Annotated in this window: 18 protein-coding genes and 2 pseudogenes; 6 read left to right on the top strand and 14 right to left on the bottom strand. The window is 41.5% G+C overall.

Annotated elements, in window-relative coordinates; translation table 11 throughout:
• Window positions 1-24: 24 nt before the first annotated feature.
• From fliS to LLY41_RS02875, 10 genes and pseudogenes are all read right to left on the bottom strand, one after another.
• Entirely contained in the window at window positions 25-453 is a 429-nt protein-coding gene (fliS, locus tag LLY41_RS02915) for a flagellar export chaperone FliS (RefSeq protein WP_304586890.1), read from the bottom strand.
• A gap of 58 nt (window positions 454-511) precedes the next feature.
• Window positions 512-806 (bottom strand): annotated as a pseudogene (locus tag LLY41_RS02910) (EscU/YscU/HrcU family type III secretion system export apparatus switch protein).
• Complete coding sequence (locus tag LLY41_RS02905; RefSeq protein WP_304586889.1) at window positions 806-4,366, bottom strand: hypothetical protein; 3,561 nt, start codon at window positions 4,364-4,366, stop codon at window positions 806-808. Before LLY41_RS02905 ends, LLY41_RS02910 begins: the two are co-directional and overlap by 1 nt.
• 293 nt (window positions 4,367-4,659) lie before the next feature.
• Window positions 4,660-5,352 (bottom strand): hypothetical protein, encoded by a 693-nt coding sequence (locus LLY41_RS02900; protein WP_304586888.1) that lies wholly within the window; start codon window positions 5,350-5,352, stop codon window positions 4,660-4,662.
• A gap of 141 nt (window positions 5,353-5,493) precedes the next feature.
• Window positions 5,494-5,922, bottom strand: a complete 429-nt coding sequence (locus tag LLY41_RS02895) for a TIGR03826 family flagellar region protein (protein WP_304586887.1) — start codon at window positions 5,920-5,922, stop codon at window positions 5,494-5,496.
• Window positions 5,923-5,990: 68 nt separating this feature from the next.
• Window positions 5,991-8,546: an EAL domain-containing protein gene (locus LLY41_RS02890; RefSeq protein WP_304586886.1), complete on the bottom strand. Its 2,556-nt coding sequence runs from the start codon at window positions 8,544-8,546 to the stop codon at window positions 5,991-5,993.
• Between the two features lie 172 nt (window positions 8,547-8,718).
• Window positions 8,719-9,096 carry a ComF family protein gene (locus tag LLY41_RS22400; protein ID WP_370460316.1) on the bottom strand — a complete coding sequence of 126 codons (378 nt, stop codon included), beginning with the start codon at window positions 9,094-9,096 and terminating at the stop codon, window positions 8,719-8,721.
• Between the two features lie 132 nt (window positions 9,097-9,228).
• A pseudogene (locus tag LLY41_RS22395) lies at window positions 9,229-9,423 on the bottom strand (double zinc ribbon domain-containing protein); the annotation flags it as partial.
• Entirely contained in the window at window positions 9,413-10,882 is a 1,470-nt protein-coding gene (locus LLY41_RS02880; RefSeq protein WP_304588003.1) for an ATP-dependent helicase ComFA, read from the bottom strand. The pseudogene LLY41_RS22395 and the gene LLY41_RS02880, both read right to left, overlap by 11 nt.
• 218 nt (window positions 10,883-11,100) lie before the next feature.
• Window positions 11,101-11,940 carry a DegV family protein gene (locus LLY41_RS02875; RefSeq protein ID WP_304586884.1) on the bottom strand — a complete coding sequence of 280 codons (840 nt, stop codon included), beginning with the start codon at window positions 11,938-11,940 and terminating at the stop codon, window positions 11,101-11,103.
• Window positions 11,941-12,152: 212 nt separating this feature from the next.
• Here LLY41_RS02875 and LLY41_RS02870 point away from each other — a divergent pair, with 212 nt between their 5' ends.
• Both LLY41_RS02870 and LLY41_RS02865 read left to right on the top strand, forming a co-directional pair.
• Complete coding sequence (locus LLY41_RS02870) at window positions 12,153-12,419, top strand: hypothetical protein (RefSeq protein WP_304586883.1); 267 nt, start codon at window positions 12,153-12,155, stop codon at window positions 12,417-12,419.
• 149 nt (window positions 12,420-12,568) lie between these two features.
• Entirely contained in the window at window positions 12,569-12,760 is a 192-nt protein-coding gene (locus LLY41_RS02865; protein ID WP_304586882.1) for a hypothetical protein, read from the top strand.
• Window positions 12,761-12,762: 2 nt separating this feature from the next.
• Here the strand turns inward: LLY41_RS02865 and LLY41_RS02860 are convergent, their stop codons facing one another.
• Together LLY41_RS02860 and LLY41_RS02855 are read right to left on the bottom strand one after the other, a co-directional pair.
• Entirely contained in the window at window positions 12,763-13,443 is a 681-nt protein-coding gene (locus tag LLY41_RS02860) for a response regulator (RefSeq protein WP_304586881.1), read from the bottom strand.
• Between the two features lie 56 nt (window positions 13,444-13,499).
• Window positions 13,500-14,639 carry a sensor histidine kinase gene (locus LLY41_RS02855; RefSeq protein ID WP_304586880.1) on the bottom strand — a complete coding sequence of 380 codons (1,140 nt, stop codon included), beginning with the start codon at window positions 14,637-14,639 and terminating at the stop codon, window positions 13,500-13,502.
• Window positions 14,640-15,047: 408 nt separating this feature from the next.
• Here LLY41_RS02855 and LLY41_RS02850 point away from each other — a divergent pair, with 408 nt between their 5' ends.
• From LLY41_RS02850 to LLY41_RS02840, 4 genes are all read left to right on the top strand, one after another.
• The gene (locus LLY41_RS02850) at window positions 15,048-15,683 is read left to right on the top strand and encodes a YigZ family protein (protein WP_304586879.1); all 636 of its coding nucleotides are present in this window, start codon (window positions 15,048-15,050) and stop codon (window positions 15,681-15,683) included.
• Between the two features lie 90 nt (window positions 15,684-15,773).
• Window positions 15,774-16,850, top strand: a complete 1,077-nt coding sequence (locus LLY41_RS02845; protein WP_304586878.1) for an LCP family protein — start codon at window positions 15,774-15,776, stop codon at window positions 16,848-16,850.
• A gap of 99 nt (window positions 16,851-16,949) precedes the next feature.
• A complete protein-coding gene (locus tag LLY41_RS22390) occupies window positions 16,950-17,282 on the top strand; it encodes a transposase (protein WP_095246263.1) in 333 nt (110 codons plus the stop codon).
• A complete protein-coding gene (locus tag LLY41_RS02840) occupies window positions 17,222-18,130 on the top strand; it encodes an IS3 family transposase (protein ID WP_370460315.1) in 909 nt (302 codons plus the stop codon). Before LLY41_RS22390 ends, LLY41_RS02840 begins: the two co-directional genes overlap by 61 nt.
• A gap of 115 nt (window positions 18,131-18,245) precedes the next feature.
• On the opposite strand, the gene LLY41_RS02835 is transcribed toward LLY41_RS02840, so the two are convergent.
• The gene (locus LLY41_RS02835) at window positions 18,246-19,289 is read right to left on the bottom strand and encodes an MraY family glycosyltransferase (RefSeq protein WP_304586877.1); all 1,044 of its coding nucleotides are present in this window, start codon (window positions 19,287-19,289) and stop codon (window positions 18,246-18,248) included.
• Between the two features lie 154 nt (window positions 19,290-19,443).
• Window positions 19,444-20,508: a glycosyltransferase family 4 protein gene (locus LLY41_RS02830; RefSeq protein WP_304586876.1), complete on the bottom strand. Its 1,065-nt coding sequence runs from the start codon at window positions 20,506-20,508 to the stop codon at window positions 19,444-19,446.
• Window positions 20,509-20,537 lie beyond the last annotated feature (29 nt).

Here is a 20,537-nt window from a genome sequence, read left to right as displayed (position 1 = left end):
TTTGGGTTGGGTTTTATATTGAAATTAATTATTTTCCATTAGTACGCTTTTTTCATAGGCCATGGCTTTTTGTCTGATGCCAACTCCTGGATTTGGTGCTTTGGTTTTCATTGCCTTGTTCCAGGCTGAGGTTATTTCTTCTAATGATTGGAGGACTTCTTTTATTAGGCTGGTATCTTTTTTCAGATTTGCTTGGACTAGCTTATCAGCCATATAGTTATATAGAAGGTCCAGCTGATCTGCTATGATGCCTGCATCATAATTTAGCCCGGCTCCGAGACGGTATAAAATATCATTTGTTCTCTGCAGCTTTTTATTGGCAAAAACGTAGTCTTTATTATCAATATCCTCAATTGCACCCTCTAAATTGGTTATGCACGCTTCGTATAAAAGCGCTGTTATCTCCTGAGGTGATTTTTGATGTATAGCCGACTCTGTGAAAATACCGGTCACGTATTTACACCTCCAAATTGGTTATCTGTTAGTTTTATCGACCTGAATCCTGCAGTGTTTAATAGTTTTTTTCCATTTCTTCTATTAATAATAAAATCTCTGCCATAACCGAGTAGAGCTGGGGGGATATTATCCCCTAGATCCATATCGAGGAGGTTTGCCACCAGATTAGAATCCTCCTGCATATGGATATTATTCTGCTTTGCCAGAGCTATAATTTGCTGGGCTACCTGCCCTTTTCCCTGTGCAACAATGGTGGGGGATTTCCCTGTTTCATCATCATATTTGACGACGGCAGCTGACGGACCGTTTAGCTCCCTGCGCTTTTTTTGATTATAGTAAGTGGATACCATCATATTTTGAAGTCCATTCCTTTCTCGGTAAAGACAGGTCTTAATGGTTTTGGATCGTTCTCCTGATCCTGCACCCCTTGATCAGTTGCCAGCTTTGGCTGAGGGACACTCATTCTTGTAAAATTAATGCTGCTGACGTTATAGCCGACTTCTTGGAGCTTTTCCTTTGTGAAGACAGCCGTTGGCTCCATTCTTTCCTTAAAGCCAGGCAGATCATTTTTTATCGTGATAGACAGGTTACGGTCTGTCGAATTAAGCAGGATGCCGACATCACCGAGTTTTTTGGTTTCCAATAAGAAATAGAGGTTGCAGTTTTCCCAGTCCACTTGCTGGCCTTCGTTTTTAGAATTAACGAACACTTGCAGATTTTCTGGTTTTCCGCCTAACAGCATTGGCAGATTAAAAAACATGCTCTGCAGTGTTCCGCTGGCATCTGATTTGCTTAAAAGCTGCTGGCCCGTTAAGTTTGTGAGTGCCTGCTCTGCCTGTTGGGCGATTTTAGAATTCGTCTCCTGTCCTTCTCCCTGGGCAAGCTTCATGAGAGCTGCTTTCAAATTTTGCTGTTGCTGCTCTTGCTGGGATTGGTCATTTTTTTGGAAAACAAGAGAATTTGCTACTTCGCTGTCATGATTAAGTCCCATTGATTTCACCATTTCAAACATTTGCCTGGCAGATGGCTCACCGCTTAAATATCCGCTCGCAGTTTCATTGAATTGCTTAATCACATGCTGAGCAGCCGGCTGTTTCTCGAGCATCATGCTTTCCTTCGCCACAAAATGAACCACTTTTTGCTCGGACGGTTTGAAGATGACTTTATCTATTAGTGTCTTTACTTCACTGACAATTTTCCCGGCCTGTGCGTGGTCCCCTTTTGCCAGCATTTTTTTGGCTTCCGCCAGCTGGGAGCTTGCCTGCATCAGCTGTTTTTCAGTTTTCATATCCGTGAAAAGCATCATTTCACTTTTTAAAATGGCATTGTCCAGCTTGCTGATGGCGGTTTCCAGCATCTGCTTTGCCTGAGGGTAAGCATTTTTCTTAAATGTGTTGATCAGATGCTCTACATTATCGAGATTTCTGGTTATTTCACGCTTTAATTCACGGAAATCATGGGTTGCCTGTGCAAGCTTTTCGGTCACCTTTGTAACAAGAATATCCTTTGACTGAATTCCCAGGGATTGAAGCTGTTCATTAAGGTCGTACTGAAGGGCCTCTGCTGCAAGTTTGGCTTCCGCTGACATTTTAGGCTCTGATTTAGCTAAAGTTTGTTCAATATCTGAGAGTTCTTTAGTCATATGCTGGCGCGCTCCCAGCTCACGGCCTTTCTCCTGAAGCTGTGCAGCATGGCTGATGGCTTTTTCCGCTTTATCAACGGTGCTCATATTCATGCCGGGATTGCTTGTTATTTCTTTAAGGACAAGGTTCAGTGCCCGTGTCAAATCCGGCTCTTTTTGGAATTGTTTTATTAATTGTTTAATTGCTTCGGATGGCAGTCTTTCTGCTTTTTGCTCATTCATTCCCGAGCCCTGAGCCAGGCTATTCTTCTGGTTTTTATTCATATGCTGTTCACTGTCTATGGCATTGTTTTCTGCCAGATTCCTTGTTTGCTTTAATGCTGCTTCTGCCTGCTGCAGCACTTTAATCATCCTGTCACGGCCCGCCTGATCTAATTGACCGGTTTGTTTTGCATGCTTTTCAATCTCTTTCGCTATAGAAGGATCAATTTGTTTATTATTTAAAAGCTGTTCCTGGACTTTTTGCAGCACTTTCTTGGTATTCGCTTCTGACTGTATCTGCTCACGTACCTGTTTGAATGTCTCTCTTAGCTGGACTTCACCTTTAGGTCCCTGGGCTTCCAGCGTTTTTAACTCTGCCTCAGCTTTAGTTAAAGACTTTTCCAGAGCTTCTCTCCCGACTGATTCTCTGCCAATTCTCTGAAGGAGATCTGCCTCTTTTAGTGCTTTTTCTATATTTCTGGCAGTTTCTTTATCTATGGAAGGGTTGTTTACAATTTGGCTTCGGACTTTTTCAATAGCACGTTGAAAATCAGGTTCGTTTTGGACCTCTACTTTTACTTGCTTGACCGCTTCACTTGGACGCTGTTCTGTATGAATTCGTTCAGCTGGTACCCGCTGGCGGGCCTCTATTTGTTTGAGTTCGGTTTCCGCTTTTGTTAATGCCTGCTGGATACGTTCTCGGCCTGCCGATTCCTGGCCAATCTGCTGAAGGCGCGTTACTTCGCTTAATGCTTTCTCCACTTTTTGGGCTACTTCCCGGTCCATTTTTGGATGCTGGACTGCCTGTTCACGGACTTTTTCTACTGCCCGCTGAAGGTTCGGCTCGTTTTGAACCTCGGCTTTTACCTGCTTTATCGCTTCACTTGGACGCTGTTCTGAAATACTCCGCTCTGGCTGCACCGGCTGGCGTGCCTCTATTTGTTTGAGTTCAGCTTCCGTTTTCGTCAAAGCTTGCTGGATTCGCTCTCGGCCGGCTGTCTCCTGGCCTATCTGCTGGAGACGCACAGCCTCTGTTAATGCCCGCTCTACTTTTTGTGCTACTTCCCGGTCCATCTTCGGATGCTGGACTACCTGCTCGCGAACTTTCTCTGCTGCCCGCTGAAGGTCCGGCTCGTTTTGAACCTCGGCTTTTACTTGCTTGACCGCTTCGCTTGAGCGCTGTTCTGAAATGCTTCGCTCTGGCTGCACCGGCTGGCGTGCCTCTTTTTGTTTGAGTTCAGTTTCCGCTTTCGTCAAAGCTTGCTGGATACGGTCTCGGCCGGATGTTTCCTGGCCAATCTGCTGGAAGCGAACCGCTTCGTTTAATGCTCTCTCCACTTTTAACGCTACTTCCCGATCCATTTTCGGATGCTGGACTACTTGCTCACGCACTTTTTCTACTGCTCGCTGAAGATCCGGCTCGTTTTGAACCTCGGCTTTTACCTGCTTGACCGCTTCGCTTGGGCGCTGATCTGGAATATTCCGCTCAGGCCGCACCTCCTGGCGGGCCTCTATTTGTTTCAATTCAGCTTCTGCTTTTGTTAACGCTTGCTGGATTCGCTCACGGCTCGCTGTCTCCTGGCCTATCTGCTGAAGGCGCGTTGCATCACTTAATGCTCTCTCCACTTTTTGCGCTACTTCCCGGTCCATTTTGGGATGCTGGACTACTTGCTCACGCACTTTTTCCACTACCCGCTGAAGGTCCGGCTCGTTTTGAACCTCGGCTTTTACTTGCTTGACCACTTCGCTTGGGCGCTGCTCTGGAATATAACGTTCAGACTGTACCGCCTGACGCGCCTCGATTTGGCTGAGTTCAGTTTCCGCTCTAGTTAATGCAGCTATCATAACTTCTTTCGCAGCTGTTGTCCTGCCTTGATTTGCTAATGATTTGGATTCTTGCACGGCGTACATTAATTTGTCTGAGGCCTCTTTAACGATCTTTGGATTCTCGATTAATCGGTTTTGAGTTAGTTCTATTGATTTCCGGATATCCGGATTTTTTGCAGTTTCATCTCTCACTGCTCTAATTATTTCAACAGGCTTCTCTTCAGCTTTTGGCGTGCTCACTGTTTCTTTGGGCTGAACTGCCTGCTGTTCTTTTCTGAGAAGCTGGTCTTCTGTATTTTTCAGTGCCTGTACGAGTCTTTCCTTGCCAATGGCCTGGAGCTTTTCAGCATCTGCCGCAGCTTTCTCAATGTTTTGGGCAAGTTCCCTATCTAATGACGGATGGTTAATGACAGTTGTTCTGATTTGCTGAATGGCTTTCTTTAGATCCGGTTCCTTTTCAATAAGTTCCTGGCTGGATTGGATAAGTTTGCTTAATTCAGACGAATTTACAGACTTTCTGCTGCTTTCCGCATTTATAATACTTTGTGTTTGTACTTTCTGCTTTTGATCAGGTGTAACATTCGCTGAGTCAATTTTAGGGATTGCGCTGTCCGGTTGTTTTTGGACAGGAGCATCTCTTTTTCGATTTTGAATTCCGGATCAATTTCTTTTGCCAGATCTGTCAGCACTTCACTTAATGGCTTGCCATGCAGCGCTTCATGCACTGCACGCAGCTGTGTGCCTGTTGCTTCCAGCCGCTTGTTCGCAAGGGCCTTGACGGTTTCAAGCTTGGATTCGGTGGATCCCTTAGCATGATCCATAAACTCTTTTAAGTCTCTGACAATTTCTTTCGAGATCGGGGAGCCTTTATCCAATAAGGTTTGCACTGCTGTTTTCAGCTCAGGCTTTTCATCGCCTGATAACCCTACACTTTGCAAAACTTTTAGTTCGCTTGCCTGGCCTGCTGGGCTTTTGGGATTTTCAGCAGCAATGGTTTTAACCTTGACTGCATGTTCCTTTTGATCAGTAATCTGAACTGTCACACGATCTGATGAAGGAACACCTCCCTCAAATTTTGCCTGAAACTCTCTTCCTCTTATAGTAATAACGGCTTCTGTATCCGATAATCTTTCTTTAATTTGCGCACGGCTTACTTCCCCTGTCTTTAGATCAAGAGGTATTTCAGCAGCTGATATTTTATTTGAAATCCGACTCGTTACTTGCATTATTTCAACTCCCGTACGTGTTGCCTTATTACGTTTTTTATCGGATTGATTTGAATAATATTAATTCATGGATTAAACAAAGATGGATATGGTATGTATTCCCAATGAAAAAAGGACATCCCGAAAGATATCCTTTAAACTCTAAAACTTTTTATAATTCCCATCGACCACAAAATAGGTTCCTTGTTTTTCACGTTTAGCTGCTTCTTGTCTTCTTTCTTCCTCAACAGTAAACTGCTGAAGATCTTTTCTCAATTCTCCTGCACAGCTCTTGCAGACCTTGCCTTCCCGGATGCTGACACCGCATTTTTCACAAGGATAGCCAAGATTCGGAAATTGAGCAAGCTTCAACTTTCTAGTACGGATAAATTTCAGAATTAAGTCTTCCTCAATTCCCGTTGCTTCTACCACCTGTAAAATGGTCGCAGTCCGGTTCTCCCTCTTCCGGATGAACTGATAGACCGTCTCATAAGCCTTCTCTTCTTCCTTCCAGCAATCCTGGCAGACTTCGCGGAACTGATTTTTTACAAAAATGGCATCACATTTCGGGCAATTCGATAATTCAGCCATATGATTCTTCCTCTCTCAGTTATATGACACTATTATATCCCGAAGAATAGGATAATTATAGAAAAACATTATTCAAAATATAGCTGACTGCTGGCTGTTTCTATGAATAGGGAGTCGGGTACAGACGGATTTTGCTCCAGCTGTTTTTGCAGACTGCCAAGCATCTCCTCCAATTTTGCTCTTGGTCCCTCTTCGATCATAAATTGAAATCCATAATTAGTCAGAGTATCCGATATTTCGTCTTTCCGGACAATCGTTCCCGTAAATGCAAGGAACTCTCCTAATAGCTTCGTTTCAATCAAAAGAATAATATTCTTTCTCACGGGAAGTTTCATTTTGGACACAAATTTTACTCCGCCTGCACTCATATCTTCAATCAAAATTTTCGCGCTGCCCATTTTGACAGGCTTTCTATTAAGCTCTAAGATGGTCATTTTTGCTTCAAGCGGGTAAGGAAACTCGACCCGTTCATACTTCCGCAAACCTTTAAACACATTGTCTTCTTTGCTATTTTGCGGCTTCAAAATGCCAATTAACAATTTCTGTTCAAAGATGGAAGGAGGAATCGGCTTGCTGAAAAGGTACCCCTGTATTTGGTCACATTCATTTTTCCTTAAAGTATAGAATTGCTCAAAGGTCTCTACACCTTCCGCTACCACCTTCATATTCAGCCCATGGGCAAGCGAGATCAGGTTGGCTGTAATGATGGCATCTTCCGCATTTTTATCCATTGTCCGGATAAACGTTTTATCAATCTTTAAAACAGCGAATTTATATTTCTTTAATTGAGTGATGGAAGAATAACCGGTTCCAAAGTCGTCCAGCGCAATTTTCACTCCCATCTCACCCAATTCCTTAAGCACTGTTATCACGTTCTCCGAGTAATTGATCAGGGAAGATTCCGTCAATTCAATCTCAAGCAGTGACGCGTCCAGATGATTCTCGTCCAATGCAGCCTTAATCGTGGAAACAAGACAGCTTTTCAAAAAGCTTAAGGGAGAGATGTTCACGGATATCGGAACAACCGGCAGCCCGCTTTCCTTCCAGGAATGAATTTGCCTGCATACCTTCCTTATCACGTATTCGCCAATATCTACGATTAAACCGGTTTCTTCTGCAACGGGTATGAATTCCAGCGGCGAGACTCTGCCCCATTCCGGATGATCCCATCTTAATAAAGCTTCCGCACTAACTAGTCTCCGTGTTTTCGCATCAACTCTTGGCTGGTACTCAAGAAAAAACTCGTCATCCTGAAGTGCCTTCCGCATATCCTGTTCCAGCGTAAAAAGCTTATAAGACTCAATATCCATGGAGGGATGGTACACCTGAAATCTGGTATTCCCTTTCTGCTTGGCATGGTACAGGGAAGATTCCGTATTTCTGACCAATTCATCAGCTGTGCTCCCATTATCCGGATATAAACTTATGCCTATGGATGGAGAGATTTTTAGCTCAAAGCTGTTGATATGGAACGATTCAGAGAAGATCAGATTGATAGAATCCGCTAATCGTGCAGGGTCCTCCGCTTCCTGAATAGATTCCATAATGACCGCAAACTGATCACCGGAAATTCTTGCTGAAAAATAATTCACCCTCTCCTTAATTCTTTGAGAAACAAGCCTGAGAAGTTCATCCCCGGCAGAGTGGCCGAATGTATCATTAATCTGCTTTAGCCGCTCCAAGTCAAAAAACAAAACCGCAAATCTCTTATGTGCATCATCTTCTATAAGGCTTTGAAGCTTCTGATCAAAGTACCTGCGGTTCGGCAGGTCGGTTAAATGATCATAAAAAGCCATACGCCTCATTCTTTTTTCAAGCCATTTCTGTTCCGTTATATCTGTTACAAATCCATCAACCCGGATCAGCTCGCCTCTATCATTCAGATGCGGGATGCTATGATGATTAACCCACCTTAACTCGCCGGACTTATGAACAATCCGGTACTGATAGCGGATACTATTCCCATTCAGAAGTTCCGCCCGCTCTTCCTCTACCGCCTGCACATCATCCGGATGGATTACATCGTTCCACAAATCGAAGTCGGAAATAAACTCTTCGGCCGTGTAGCCGAAAATCCCTTCCACCCCTCTGGAAAAATGAAAAACCTTTTTTTTCAGAAAATCTGCAGAATAAATGCCCACATCAAGATTTTCATATATCTGTCCAATTTTCCGTTCGTTTTCATAAAGTTTTTCTTCCATGCGCCGCTTTTCAGTTATATCCTGAATCGTGGCAATGATTTTGGGCGATCCATCTTCATCTGCAAAATAATCTGCACGCTGGTGAATATACCGTTCTTCACCATCCTGCCTGGTTATCCGGCATATCAAATCCAAACTATCTTTTTCATTCAGCAGCCTGCTGAACTGCTCTATAAATGTCGGCCGGTCATCCGGATGAAGAAACTTTAAATACATTCGATAGTCTGGAAATAATCCTTTTTGAGGATTCAGCCCAAAAATCCGGAACAGCTGGTCGGACCAAAACCCTTTGTCAGTTTCTATATCGTACTCCAGGCTTCCGATGTTTGCGATCTTCTGGGCCTGGTTGAGGTTATTTTTTATTTTCATAATTTCCGTCTTATGGATATCACATTCAACTAGATCCCTGTTATCTTCAGCCAATGACTTCACTGCACCCTTTCCCCGAAAGCAGCTGCAAAGTATTCCTGTGCTGCCCGCATTCCCTGCTGTCTTCTCATCTATAAAAATTTTACTTGTTTAGGATATTTTAACATAGGATTAATTACCTATTAATATTACGACCCAGAAATTATATTGAAATATATTCCAAATACTAACCTCTTGCCAGAGTAATTGAAAATACTGAGGCTGCACCACCATTTTTCAATACCTTCGCTGCATGGTATAAAGTGGAGCCTGTAGTATAAATATCGTCCATTAGAAGAATTACTTTATTTTCAATATTAATATTGAGCGGCTCGAAGACCTGATGATGATGAATCCGCTCAAGACGCGATTTCTTGGATTGCTTCTCAGAATGGATTCGCTGCAGCAGGTCTTTAGGTGTAAAGCCTGCCTCACGGATGAGTGCAGCAGACTGATTAAATCCGCGCTCATACAGCCTTTCAGGACTTAATGGAATCGGAACAAGACAATCGAAATTCAGGTTTTTCAGCTTTTCCTTTATAAAAGGAGTGAAAGCTCTGGCCAAAACATAATCACCCCGGAACTTATACCTGGCGAGTGTCTCTTTCAGAAAGTCATCATAGGTGAAAATAGAATGATTTTTATCAAGTATCCCTGACCACTCTGGATCATGGTTCCACCTTACACAATCAGTACAGGTATCGTCTTGTCGAAATTGAGGATCTAAAGTACTGAACGGCCGGCTGCATTTATTGCAAGCCTCTCCTTTAATAAATGGGAGTTTGTCTGTGCAGACTTGGCATAAATGATTCTCCTTTGGACGGGACCAGAGAGTGGACCAGCTAACTGTTGAGAGAATTTCTTCATGGCAGATTAAGCAGTTAATAGTCAATCAATCCTTTCTTTTTGGCTTCTGTGTTCATATGGAGGATTTGCTTTCGTGCTTTGACCATGCTGTCGGTTTTGCCGTAATGGAAAAAGGTGATATCTCCTTTGGGGTAGTCAGAGTTCCTACCTACACGGCCGGCAATTTGGACAAGAGCACTTTCTGTAAAAATGCGGTCTTCTGCGCCAAAAACAGCTACGTCAATATTAGGGAACGTAACTCCTCTTTCCAGGATGGTCGTGGTGAGAAGCATGGGGATTTCCTTGTTGCGCATCATTTGGACTTTGGCTTTTCGTTCTGGGTCTTCTGCGTGAACAGCTTGGATTGTAGGATAAGTTTTTCGGAGTATGGTGAGGACTTTATCCATTTTATCGATTTTGGGGAGGAAGAGCAGGCACTGTTTTTGGTTGTCCAGCCTCTTTTTAATCCATTGGATGACGATTGGCGGGAGCTTATCTTTTTTAAGGGATTTCTCCCAATTTCCGCACCATTTGAAGGATGGCACAGGCAAGGGGTGACGGTGAAACCTGGCGGGGATGGTGACAAAATTCCTTTTCCCGCTCCGGCATTCATTCTGCCATTTTTGATTTGGGGTAGCTGTCAGATAAATCATGGAGGAATGTTCTTTGCGGGACTGGCGGACAGCATACTGAAGGCTTTCGTCTGCCGTATAAGGAAAGGCATCCACTTCGTCCAGAATGACTGTATCAAAAGCCTTGTAAAAGCGGAGCAGCTGATGCGTGGTGGCGATGGTTAAAGGCGCTTGGAGATGACGGTCTTCACTGCCGCCGTAGAGAACAGCCACCTGGATGCCGGGAAAAACTGCTTGAAGCCGCGGTCCAAGCTCTAGCACAACATCTGTTCTTGGAGTGGCAATGCAGACTTTTTTTCCGGAGACGAGGGCAGTGCTGATTCCTTCGAATAGAACCTCCGTTTTTCCTGCACCGCAGACAGCCCAGACGAGGAGTTCTTTATTTTCGATTACAGCTTGCTTTACCTGATCGGATGCAATCTGCTGGCCGGGTGAAAGGGTGCCGGTCCATTCCAGGGGGTGCTCTTTTAATTCACTGACAGGCTCTGATCCGCACCAGCCAATTAGAGGGGAGCACTCACTGACTCTGCCCATCATGATGCATTTTCGGCAGTACGCACACTCCTTCTCACCGCAACGGGCACACGGGAAGCTTGCGAAGAGTGTGCGGTCTTTATTCCCGCATCTGGCACAAGTAATCTTGCTTTTGGTCTTAATGATCCCTTTTCGGTAGGTAATATAGCCATTTTCATAGTGCTGATGGATTTCTTCGAGTGGATGCTGAAGGTTTTCGAGTAGAAGCTGTTTTCCATGGAGGATTTGCTGAAGTTCTTTGTTAAATGAGTAGTTTTCGATAAGTGGCGTCTCCGGAATGGTGTCAATCGAGGATATCGGGAGGCTTTCTGGAGGAAAATCTTTTATATAGGGGGTCATTTTAGGAGTAAATCTCAATTAGTTCACCTCTGACTAAATAGTTTATCTGTCTATTTGCAAGTGTTACGGTTCTATTTGCAAGTTCCCGGATCTATTTGCAGATTCAGGCCCGCTATTTGCATATTCAAGCATTCTATTTGCAGGAGTCCTCAATCTATTTGCAAATCCACATCACTCCTCTCAAAAAATCTGCGCCACTCCCCAGAATGGCGCAAACATTACTTCTTCACCCAGCCAAATCCCATCGCGCCTTCACCTAGATGAGTTCCAATAACCGGTCCAAAATAGCTGATCATAAACTCAACATTTGGATATTCCGCTTCAAGCTCAGCCTTCCACTCACGCGCTTCTGCTTCGCGGTTGGCGTGGATAATAACCGCCTGATATGGCTCGCCGCTTTTCACATCTTCCCAGAAAAGGTCAACCATCCGCTTCATAGCTTTCTTCCGGGTGCGAATCTTTTCAAACGGAACAATTTTTTTATCTTCAAAATGAAGCAGCGGCTTAACCTGGAGAAGACTTCCAATCAAGGCCTGTGCACTGGACAATCGTCCTCCCCGCTGAAGATGCGACAGGTCATCCACCATAAAATAAGCGCGAATGCTTTTTTTCATTTCCTCAAGCCGTTCCACGATTTCCTGTGGACTTTTACCGGCAGCAGCCAGTTCAGCCGCTTCCACCACATAAAAGCCCTGCACCATACAGCTGATTTCGGAATCAAATGGGAACACCTGAATATCGTCGACCATGCTCCCGGCAGTAACCGCCCCCTGAAAGGTACCGCTTATGCCACTGGAAAGATGAATCGAGATCACTGCATCATACTCTTTCGATAATTTCTCAAACAGCTCAGCAAATTCACCCACCGGCGGCTGTGAAGTAGTCGGAAGCTCTTTATGCTTCACTTCTTCATAAAAGTCTGCAGCCGTAATTTCCACTTCTTCCTGGTACGTCTCACCGCCAAAAATCACACTCAGCGGAATCATATGTATATTTAACTTATCTCTTAAATTCTTAGGAATATATGCTGTACTATCTGTTACAACAGCCGTTTTCATAAATAGAGGTACCATCCTTATCTTTTTTCTCTACTGTATGTTCCATTTTATATGATTGTGGGGGGAAATGCATTAAGTTTAGGAAACAGATAACTGTATAAGCCCTCCATAATACCCACTTTTCAAATCTGGTATAAATTTACCTTCAAATCTTTCCCAGAAATATGATAAAATGCTTTTTGTGTCTTTATTTTGTAAAGGAGCTGTAATATTTGATTAATCAAAATAATCCCACATCAACTAAGTACAGCTTAGATAAACTTCATCAAATCCTTAATAGGGAATTAAGCGCATATAAAAGTATCAAAGTTCCTAATATCAGCTATTCTATCAGCGGAACAGAACTTGCTTCATGGCTGATTGACAGTGCATCCCCTAAAGAAATTGAAGAGCTTGTTCAAATGGTGAACCAGGCTAAAAAGAGATCCTCCAATACAAAAGCTATTTTCCAAATATATGCTGCAGCACTTATAAAATAAACACGCAAAAGCCAATGCTATTGCGTGTTTATTTTGGTTAATATTTCAAAAAAAGTGTATAAATACCTTTAAATAAAATTGTCTATCCGTTATCATTAATTATAAATAAGTAAATTCTCCTTTGAAACAATAAAGAATAGAGGTAAACCATGGCGCAAGCAATCACAATTATTCTTTCTTCGTTTATTATTTTTTTATTAATTGAGGAGATTTCCCATCTTGCCTTTAGAAGATATTTAAATGGTCCTTTTGTTTTCTTAGGAAATTTATTGAGATTATTGAGTAAAGTTAAAAATAAAAAAGAAAAAGCCACTTCCAAAAAGGACTTTTTCTCACAGTAAAATTATCGCACCTCGACCCAGCCATTTTTAATTGCTACTACTACTGCCTGAGTACGGTCATTTACATTCATTTTTTGCAGGATATTGCTTACGTGGTTCTTTACCGTTTTTTCGCTTATGTATAAAGCTTCCCCAATTCCGCGGTTGCTTTTGCCATCTGCAAGGAGCTGAAGCACTTCACATTCGCGGCGTGTCAGCAAGTGAAGAGGACGGCGGATTTCCACCTGTGAATAGGAGCTGTTGCTAGTTCCCTCTGCAGCCAAGCGGCGGTACTCATTTACCAGGTTGTGTGTAACTTTCGGATGTAAGTAAGATCCTCCATCGGCGACAACCTTTACAGCTTCCACTAGCGCATCTGCATCCATTTCTTTTAAAAGGTATCCGCTTGCCCCTGTCTTAAGGGCATGTGTAACATAGTTTTCATCATCATGGATGGAAAGAATGATTACTTTTGATTCCGGATATTTATTAATCAGCTGACGGGTCGCTTCCACGCCATTGGTATTCGGCATATTGATGTCCATGATTATTACATCTGGGTCATACTCTTCCATCAGCGCCATGGCTTCACTGCCATCATCGCCTTCTGCCACTACATTAAAGCTCTTTTCGAAATCTAAAATGCGTTTTACCCCTTCTCTGAATAATTGATGGTCATCAATTATGACGATCTTTGTATTCAAATGCTTCGCCTCCCAAATCTCCAGTTAGTTTTCTATCTCTATTCTTAAGGTGTTTCTTAATTCAATGGCACCTGGATAATGACAATGGTTCCTTTGCCTGGTTTAGAGTCTATGGACATCTGGCCATCCAAAAGTTCAAGCCTTTCTCCCATTCCCATAATTCCAAAAGAGCCCGGACGCTTCTCGCGAATATTGAAGCCTTTCCCATCATCTTTGATGACTACTGCTACCCTGGTGCTGTTTATCTCTATTTTCACTTGAATCTCTTTAGCTTCAGCATGTTTTAGAGCATTAGTCACAGACTCCTGAATCAGACGGAACAATGCGACTTCATATTGAGTCGGCAATCGACTTTCTTCGCCAACATTCGTGAAATTTATCTTTGTACTCCTGTGATACTCTTCGATCGTTGTTAAGTATTTTTTGAGGGTAGGGATTAAGCCTAGATCATCAAGAGCCATTGGACGCAAGTCATAAATAATCCTGCGGACTTCATATAAAGCATTGCGGACCATTTTTTTCAGGTCTTTTATTTCAGTAATGGCTTCAGCAGCACCGCGCTCTTTGTATACCCGTTCAATTAAATCGGACCTCATCATGACATTCGCCATCATCTGGGCAGGTCCGTCATGGATCTCGCGGGATACCCTTTTCCGCTCTTCTTCCTGTGCTTCAATGATTTTCAGGCCAAAATCCTGTTTGAGCTTCGCATCCTCGATGATTTCTCCCATTTGTTTCAGGTCACTTGTCAGGTAATTCATCACTACCGTAATTTGTGAAATGAGGACTTCCGATCTATCAATAGTGTCGTTAACACCTATAAGCCTTCTTTCAATATCATCACGGCGATCTCTAAGCTGTTTTTCAAGCTGACGGTTCATGGATAAGTCCATTTGAAGCTGATGGGCCTTTTCATAGGCTTCGCGCACTTCAGACTCTGTATAATCCTTAAAATGCATGCTTACTTCAGAAAGGCGCTTTCTTGCAAACCGGGTTTGCACTTCCAGCCTGTCCCCTTCTTCAATTACTTTAAGGACCATTTGTTTTACTTCCATCAATTCTTCCGTTAAAGTCTTATAATCTTTACGGCATTGCTCGCCTATACGGAAAATTTCATCTTTACTGGTACCTACTGTTTGGACCATTTTTTCAAGGATAAGATCCAGAGTCTTGGAATCGAATTTCTTAATACTCATTTACACTCCTCCAAGGGCGTAACCCTTCCGCTATGTACCTTTATTTTAGCGCTAAATGAGCTAAGATACTATCTTTCCAGTCTGAAAATTATACCAAGTTACCTAAAATTCGGTAAAAAGGCTTAGACTTGTGATTTCGCCTTATGTCTTATATCCTATATACAGATAGGGTAAACATTACTATCAGGCAAAACAATATGTATATTTATGCCACTTAAAGATTAAAATCGGCATATTTTTTTTATTATAGCAGCATAAACATCAGAATTGTTTTCATTATAACATGGGAAGAAATGTTCTATATTAAAGTTTGATTACATTCTGTTAAAAAATTGTTGTTGGGAAACTTGTCGAATTATAATGGATATAGCTGAACTTTCGTACTAATTTTAAGAAAGGAGCGGTTTCGTGCTGCCCTCTTATTATACAGTTAAGGGATACGGAGAAAATGAAATCGAAATAGAAAGATCCAGGTTTATTGCCCATGTAGACAGAGCAGAAACAGCGGAAGAGGCGCTGGAATTTATTCAGAAGATTAAAAGGAAACATTCCAATGCTACCCATAATTGTTCTGCCTACTTAATTGGAGAAAACGACCAGATCCAAAAAGCAAATGATGATGGAGAACCAAGCGGCACAGCGGGTGTGCCGATTCTGGAAGTGTTGAAGAAAAAAAATCTTAAGGATACTGTGGTTGTCATAACCAGATATTTCGGCGGAATTAAATTGGGAGCAGGCGGATTGATCAGGGCATATGGAAAGGCAACCTCTGCAGGCTTGCAAGCGACTGGAATTGTTGAAAGAAAGCTCATGACAGTGATGAAGACAAAGATTGATTATACCTTGCTTGGCAAAGTCGAAAATGAGCTGAGAACGTCAATTTACGCAATAAAGGAAATTCATTATCTTGATTCAGTCACAGTTGAAACATTTGTTGAAGAAAATCAAATCAAAGCTTTTACTGACTGGATGACCGAATTAACAAATGGGGCTGGTGAAATTACTTTAGGTGACAGTCTTTACCTGGAAGAAGAGATAAAATAATAGCATACCCAAAGTTTTGTTTTACTAAACTCCCTAAAAATTATAAAATAACTTATGGCACTCGTTACTTTTAAATAAAGGAGCATACAGATGTCTCATGATAGACGTTCAATAGCAATTGAAAAAAGAAAATCCAAACGGAAGAGAAGAATCTTTTTATTTATTTTCCTTCCTATTATCTTACTGACACTTAGCGCCACGGCTTATGGAACATTTTTATATAATAAAGCACAATCAGTTATGGAAGATTCCTACAATCCTATAGATCGCACAACAAAGAGAGCATCTGCAGCCCAGCCGGATATAGATAGTATTTCAGTACTGTTCATCGGTGTGGATGACAGCAGCAAAAGATCTTTCAGCACTTCCTCGAGATCGGATGCGCTTATGCTTGCTACTTTTAATAAGGATACCAAATCAGTTAAATTGCTTAGCATCCCCAGAGACTCTTATGTTTATATCCCGAAATTGGGATACCAGGACAAAATAACACACGCCCATGCTAACGGTGGCCCTGCAACCACCATTGAAACTGTTGAAGAGCTGCTTGATATTCCAGTCGACTTTTATGTAAAAGTGAACTTTAATGCGTTCATCGATATAGTAGAAGCTTTAGATGGAATTAAAGTGGATGTCCCTTACGCATTTTCAGAACAGGACTCAAATGATACACCTAATGCCATCAGTTTAGAACCCGGATACCAATTATTAAATGGTGAAGAAGCACTGGCATTGGCCAGGACCAGAAAACAGGATAGTGATATCCAGCGTGGTGTAAGACAGCAGGAAATCCTGAAAGCAATTGTAAACAGAGCTGTTTCAGTTGGTTCCATATCAAAGTATGCAACTGTAATCGATGCAGTCGGGAAAAATATGGAAACTGATTTAACTTTTGATCAGATGAAAGCCTTCTTAAATTATGCAACTGAAGGAACATCAATAAATATAGAATCATTAAATCTGGCAGGCCAAGATATGTACTTGCCTAATAGCAATGGAAACCGCGTATATTATTACGAATTAGATGAAATCAATCTGGCTGAAATCCAAACAGAATTAAAAAATCACCTGGATCTTGGCAATACTGAATATGGACAAAACCCTGCTGAAAAAGTCGACAATACCGTTCAAAGTGAGTATCAAAGCCAAGAGGAAAGTGACTATTAAAAAAACCTCAAAAATGTTAATGTCCCCTTTAAGTAGACATTCAAAAAAACCTCCATGTTACCATGGAGGAAAGAATGCTACTTGGAGGGGATTTTTTCTATGGCAAAGAAAGGACAAACTTTTAATAGCTATTCGGAGGAGTTTAAACATAATGCCGTCATGAAATACGTGAATGGGTCTAAGAGTTATAAAGTACTGGCAGAAGAATTGGGAATCCGTAACTGCAGCCAGCTTAAAGTGTGGGTTAAGAAATGGAAAGCTGGAGTACCGTTTAATGAGCGTAAAGGAATCTCTAACCCTTTAAAAGGCAGGCCTAGGACTAAATTCAAGTCGGTTGAAGAGGAAAGAGATTATTTAAAAGCACAGGTTGAATTTCTAAAAAAGCAGTATCCAAATCTGGTAAAGGAGGAGGAAACATACCCAGAAGAATAAAGTATGAACTGGTTGATGAGTTAAGGGGGACCTATCCGGTCTCCTGGCTGCTTGAGATTGCCTATATCAAACCGGCTAGCTATTACAAATGGAGAAAAACGAATGGTAAACGGGAAGAGAAGGCTAAGGATGAACAAGATATTCGAGAGCACATTTTGGGGATTCATTTCATGCATCCTGAATTTGGCCGGCCTCGTATGACAGATGAATTAAATGAAAATGGGTATTTAATCAACCACAAGAAGGTCTACAGACTGATGACGGAAATGGGCATACAATCAGTCATCCGAAAGAAGAGAAAATGGCACGGTCGCAGTCCTTCTATTATCTTCCCTAATCGCCTTAAAAGGAATTTCAGGGCTGCAGGACCTAATCAAAAGATGGTAACGGATATAACATATGTGTCTGTGGGAGAAGAATTTTATTATTTATCGGTCATACAGGATCTCTTTAATAACGAAATAGTAAGTTGGGAGCTATCTAAGAGAAATGATCTGGAACTTGTGTTAAATACAGTAGAAAAATGGACAAAGAAAAAAGACGTAGCTGAAGCCGTTCTCCATTTAGATCAAGGCTTCCAGTATACGTCAAAGCTATACAGCAGCCGATTAGAGGATTACGGCATCAAGGGCAGCCACTCTCGAAAAGGAAACTGCCTTGACAATGCCTGTGTAGAATCGTTCTTCTCACATCTCAAAACCGAGAAGCTGTATATAAATAAGTGTAATTCAGGAGAAGAACTAGAACAAGCTCTTGAGGATTACATCTACCATTACAATTACAAACGAAGACAAGAGAAACTAAAGAAACGCGCGCCGATAGAATATCGACACGCGCTCACTGCTTAGCTTTTTATGTTGTCTACTTGACAGGGACAAGACCAAAAGCGGTTTTTTTTTGCATAAAAACAAAAAAAAATAAGCAACCTATTAGGGGTTACTTATTGTTAACATATTCATCTTTTTAACGGACACGGGATTTAAGTCTTTTCAGGATTGGCTGATAGTCTTTTCCTACAAGACCGAGAATTTCGGCAAAAAGTTCAATAAGAACTAAAATAACAGCTATCAATATCAGAGAACCCCAGATTTTAGCTTGGGAAAAAATAATAGCCGCCAGCCCGAAAAATGCCGCAATAGCATAAATCATAAGGACTGTTTGCTTATGTGTAAACCCTAAATTTAATAAACAATGATGTAAATGTGATTTATCCGGTGCGGACAATGGCTGCTTATTGACAAACCTTCTTATAATTGCAAAGAATGTGTCTGATAAAGGTACGCCAAGAATGAGAATAGGTATAATAAATGAAATCATTGTAACATTTTTAAAACCGAGCAATGACAGAACACCAATCATGTAGCCTAAAAACAAGGCACCAGTATCACCCATAAATATCTTTGCAGGATGGAAATTGTAAATGAGAAAGCCAAGCGTGCTTACAACTAATAATGCTGAAATAGCAATAACATAAGTATTGCCCATGAGCATAGCCATTACAGATATTGTAATGAGTGCTATTGATGAAACTCCTGCTGCAAGGCCATCCAATCCATCAATTAGATTTATTGCATTTGTTACTCCTACAATCCATAAAACTGTGAGTGGAATAGCAAAATATCCAAATTTAATTGTGCCGCCAAAAGGAGCATTAATGAAATCCATTTCCACTCCACCCCATAAAACAACAATTAAGGCAGCACCAATTTGCCCTATAAATTTCACCTTTGCGGACAGATTATAGATATCGTCAAGCATTCCTATTCCAACAATAATCAAACTTCCAATAATTATGGCCAGATGATAATCCTTGGAGGGCTGAAAAATTAACACCCCTATCAAGAAGCTTATATAAATGGCCAAACCCCCTAGGCGAGGCATGATTTTTTGATGTACTTTTCTCTGTTCTGGTTTATCTGTAGCCCCGATCTTAAATGCCAGCCTTTTGACTAAGGGTGTCATAATTACGGAGCATAAAAAACATAATATTAAGGTCAGGTAAAACATTGCAGACCCTCCTTATGAATAGAATGCCCCTATTTCTCGCATGGAATCAGGCATTTATTTCTAAAAGTGTGTAAACATACACACAGGGATTATTATAACATAATCGGTTAATGCAGAATCAGTAAAATTCCGACAAAAATCGACCTCTGTCAGGTTATTCCTTTAATTTCTGATATGCGGTCAAGACAGCGTTTCTAAAGTTTTCAACTGTAAATAATGCAGAAGCTCTATGATATAAACTTTCACCAAGTTGCTTAAGCTCTCCATTTTGATTCAACTCAATAGCTTCAATGATAGCTGATTCAAGCTGAGAAGGGTCATTAACAGGAACCACCCACCCAAAATCTTCAGAGGGAATAAGATCTTTTACTCCACCTACATCTGTGGTAATCACTGGACACCTGGCTCTGGCGGCTTCAAGTAAAACCAATGGAAAACTCTCACTGTGTGATGTCAGAATTTTTATATCTGAAATTTGGAGAAGAGGGTCCACATCTTCCCGGTAACCCATAAAAATCACATTTTCATCCAGATCTTGTTCTGTGACCATCCTTTTTAATTCACCTTCAAGAAAGCCATCCCCAACTAAAAGAAGCATTATTTTTGAATAATTTCTCTTAACCCTTTTTAATGCATCAAGTGCAATAGAATGTCCCTTAACCGGTGTAAGCCTGGCGATCATAATGATCACAAAATAATCCTCATTCAAACCTAAGTTTTTTCTATTTACTTTATCGGTTGCCTGGCTGGGCGAAAAGTCAATTCCGTTAAAAATCGTGGTGATCTTCTTTTCTTCGATACCTTGAGAACTTAACAGATTTTTAAAACGGCTTGAAATGGCAAAGTAATGATCAGGTTTTTTTAAAACCATTAGATGCAATCTGGTAAAAACCTTTCCTGCTACCCCTTTCCCTAAAAAATCATGAAAGGGATTGCTGTGAACTGTAGTTACCCAAATACACTCAGGCCTTTTTCGCTTGATCAGGCACCCAAACAAGTTTGCCCGTGGTCCATGTGTATGAATAATGTCAATTCCTTCTTCATCTATAAAACGCGTCACTTTGTTAATAATAGAAAAATCATATTTAGACTTTTGCTTGAAGAGCTTAGTATTAATTCCCCTCTTGAAAGCCCTGTCAAACATCTGTCCGTGCTCAAAAACTCCAAGGAAGAACTCGTCTTGATTTAAGGTTTCTAACAGATCAAGAATATGATACATTCCTCCCCGGTTTCATTTCCAGCGTTCAA

The sequence above is a fragment of the Cytobacillus firmus genome, assembly GCF_023612095.1.
Classification (GTDB): domain Bacteria; phylum Bacillota; class Bacilli; order Bacillales; family Cytobacillaceae; genus Cytobacillus.
Note: the sequence above shows the minus strand (reverse complement) of the source record. Positions and strands in the feature narration are given on the sequence as shown.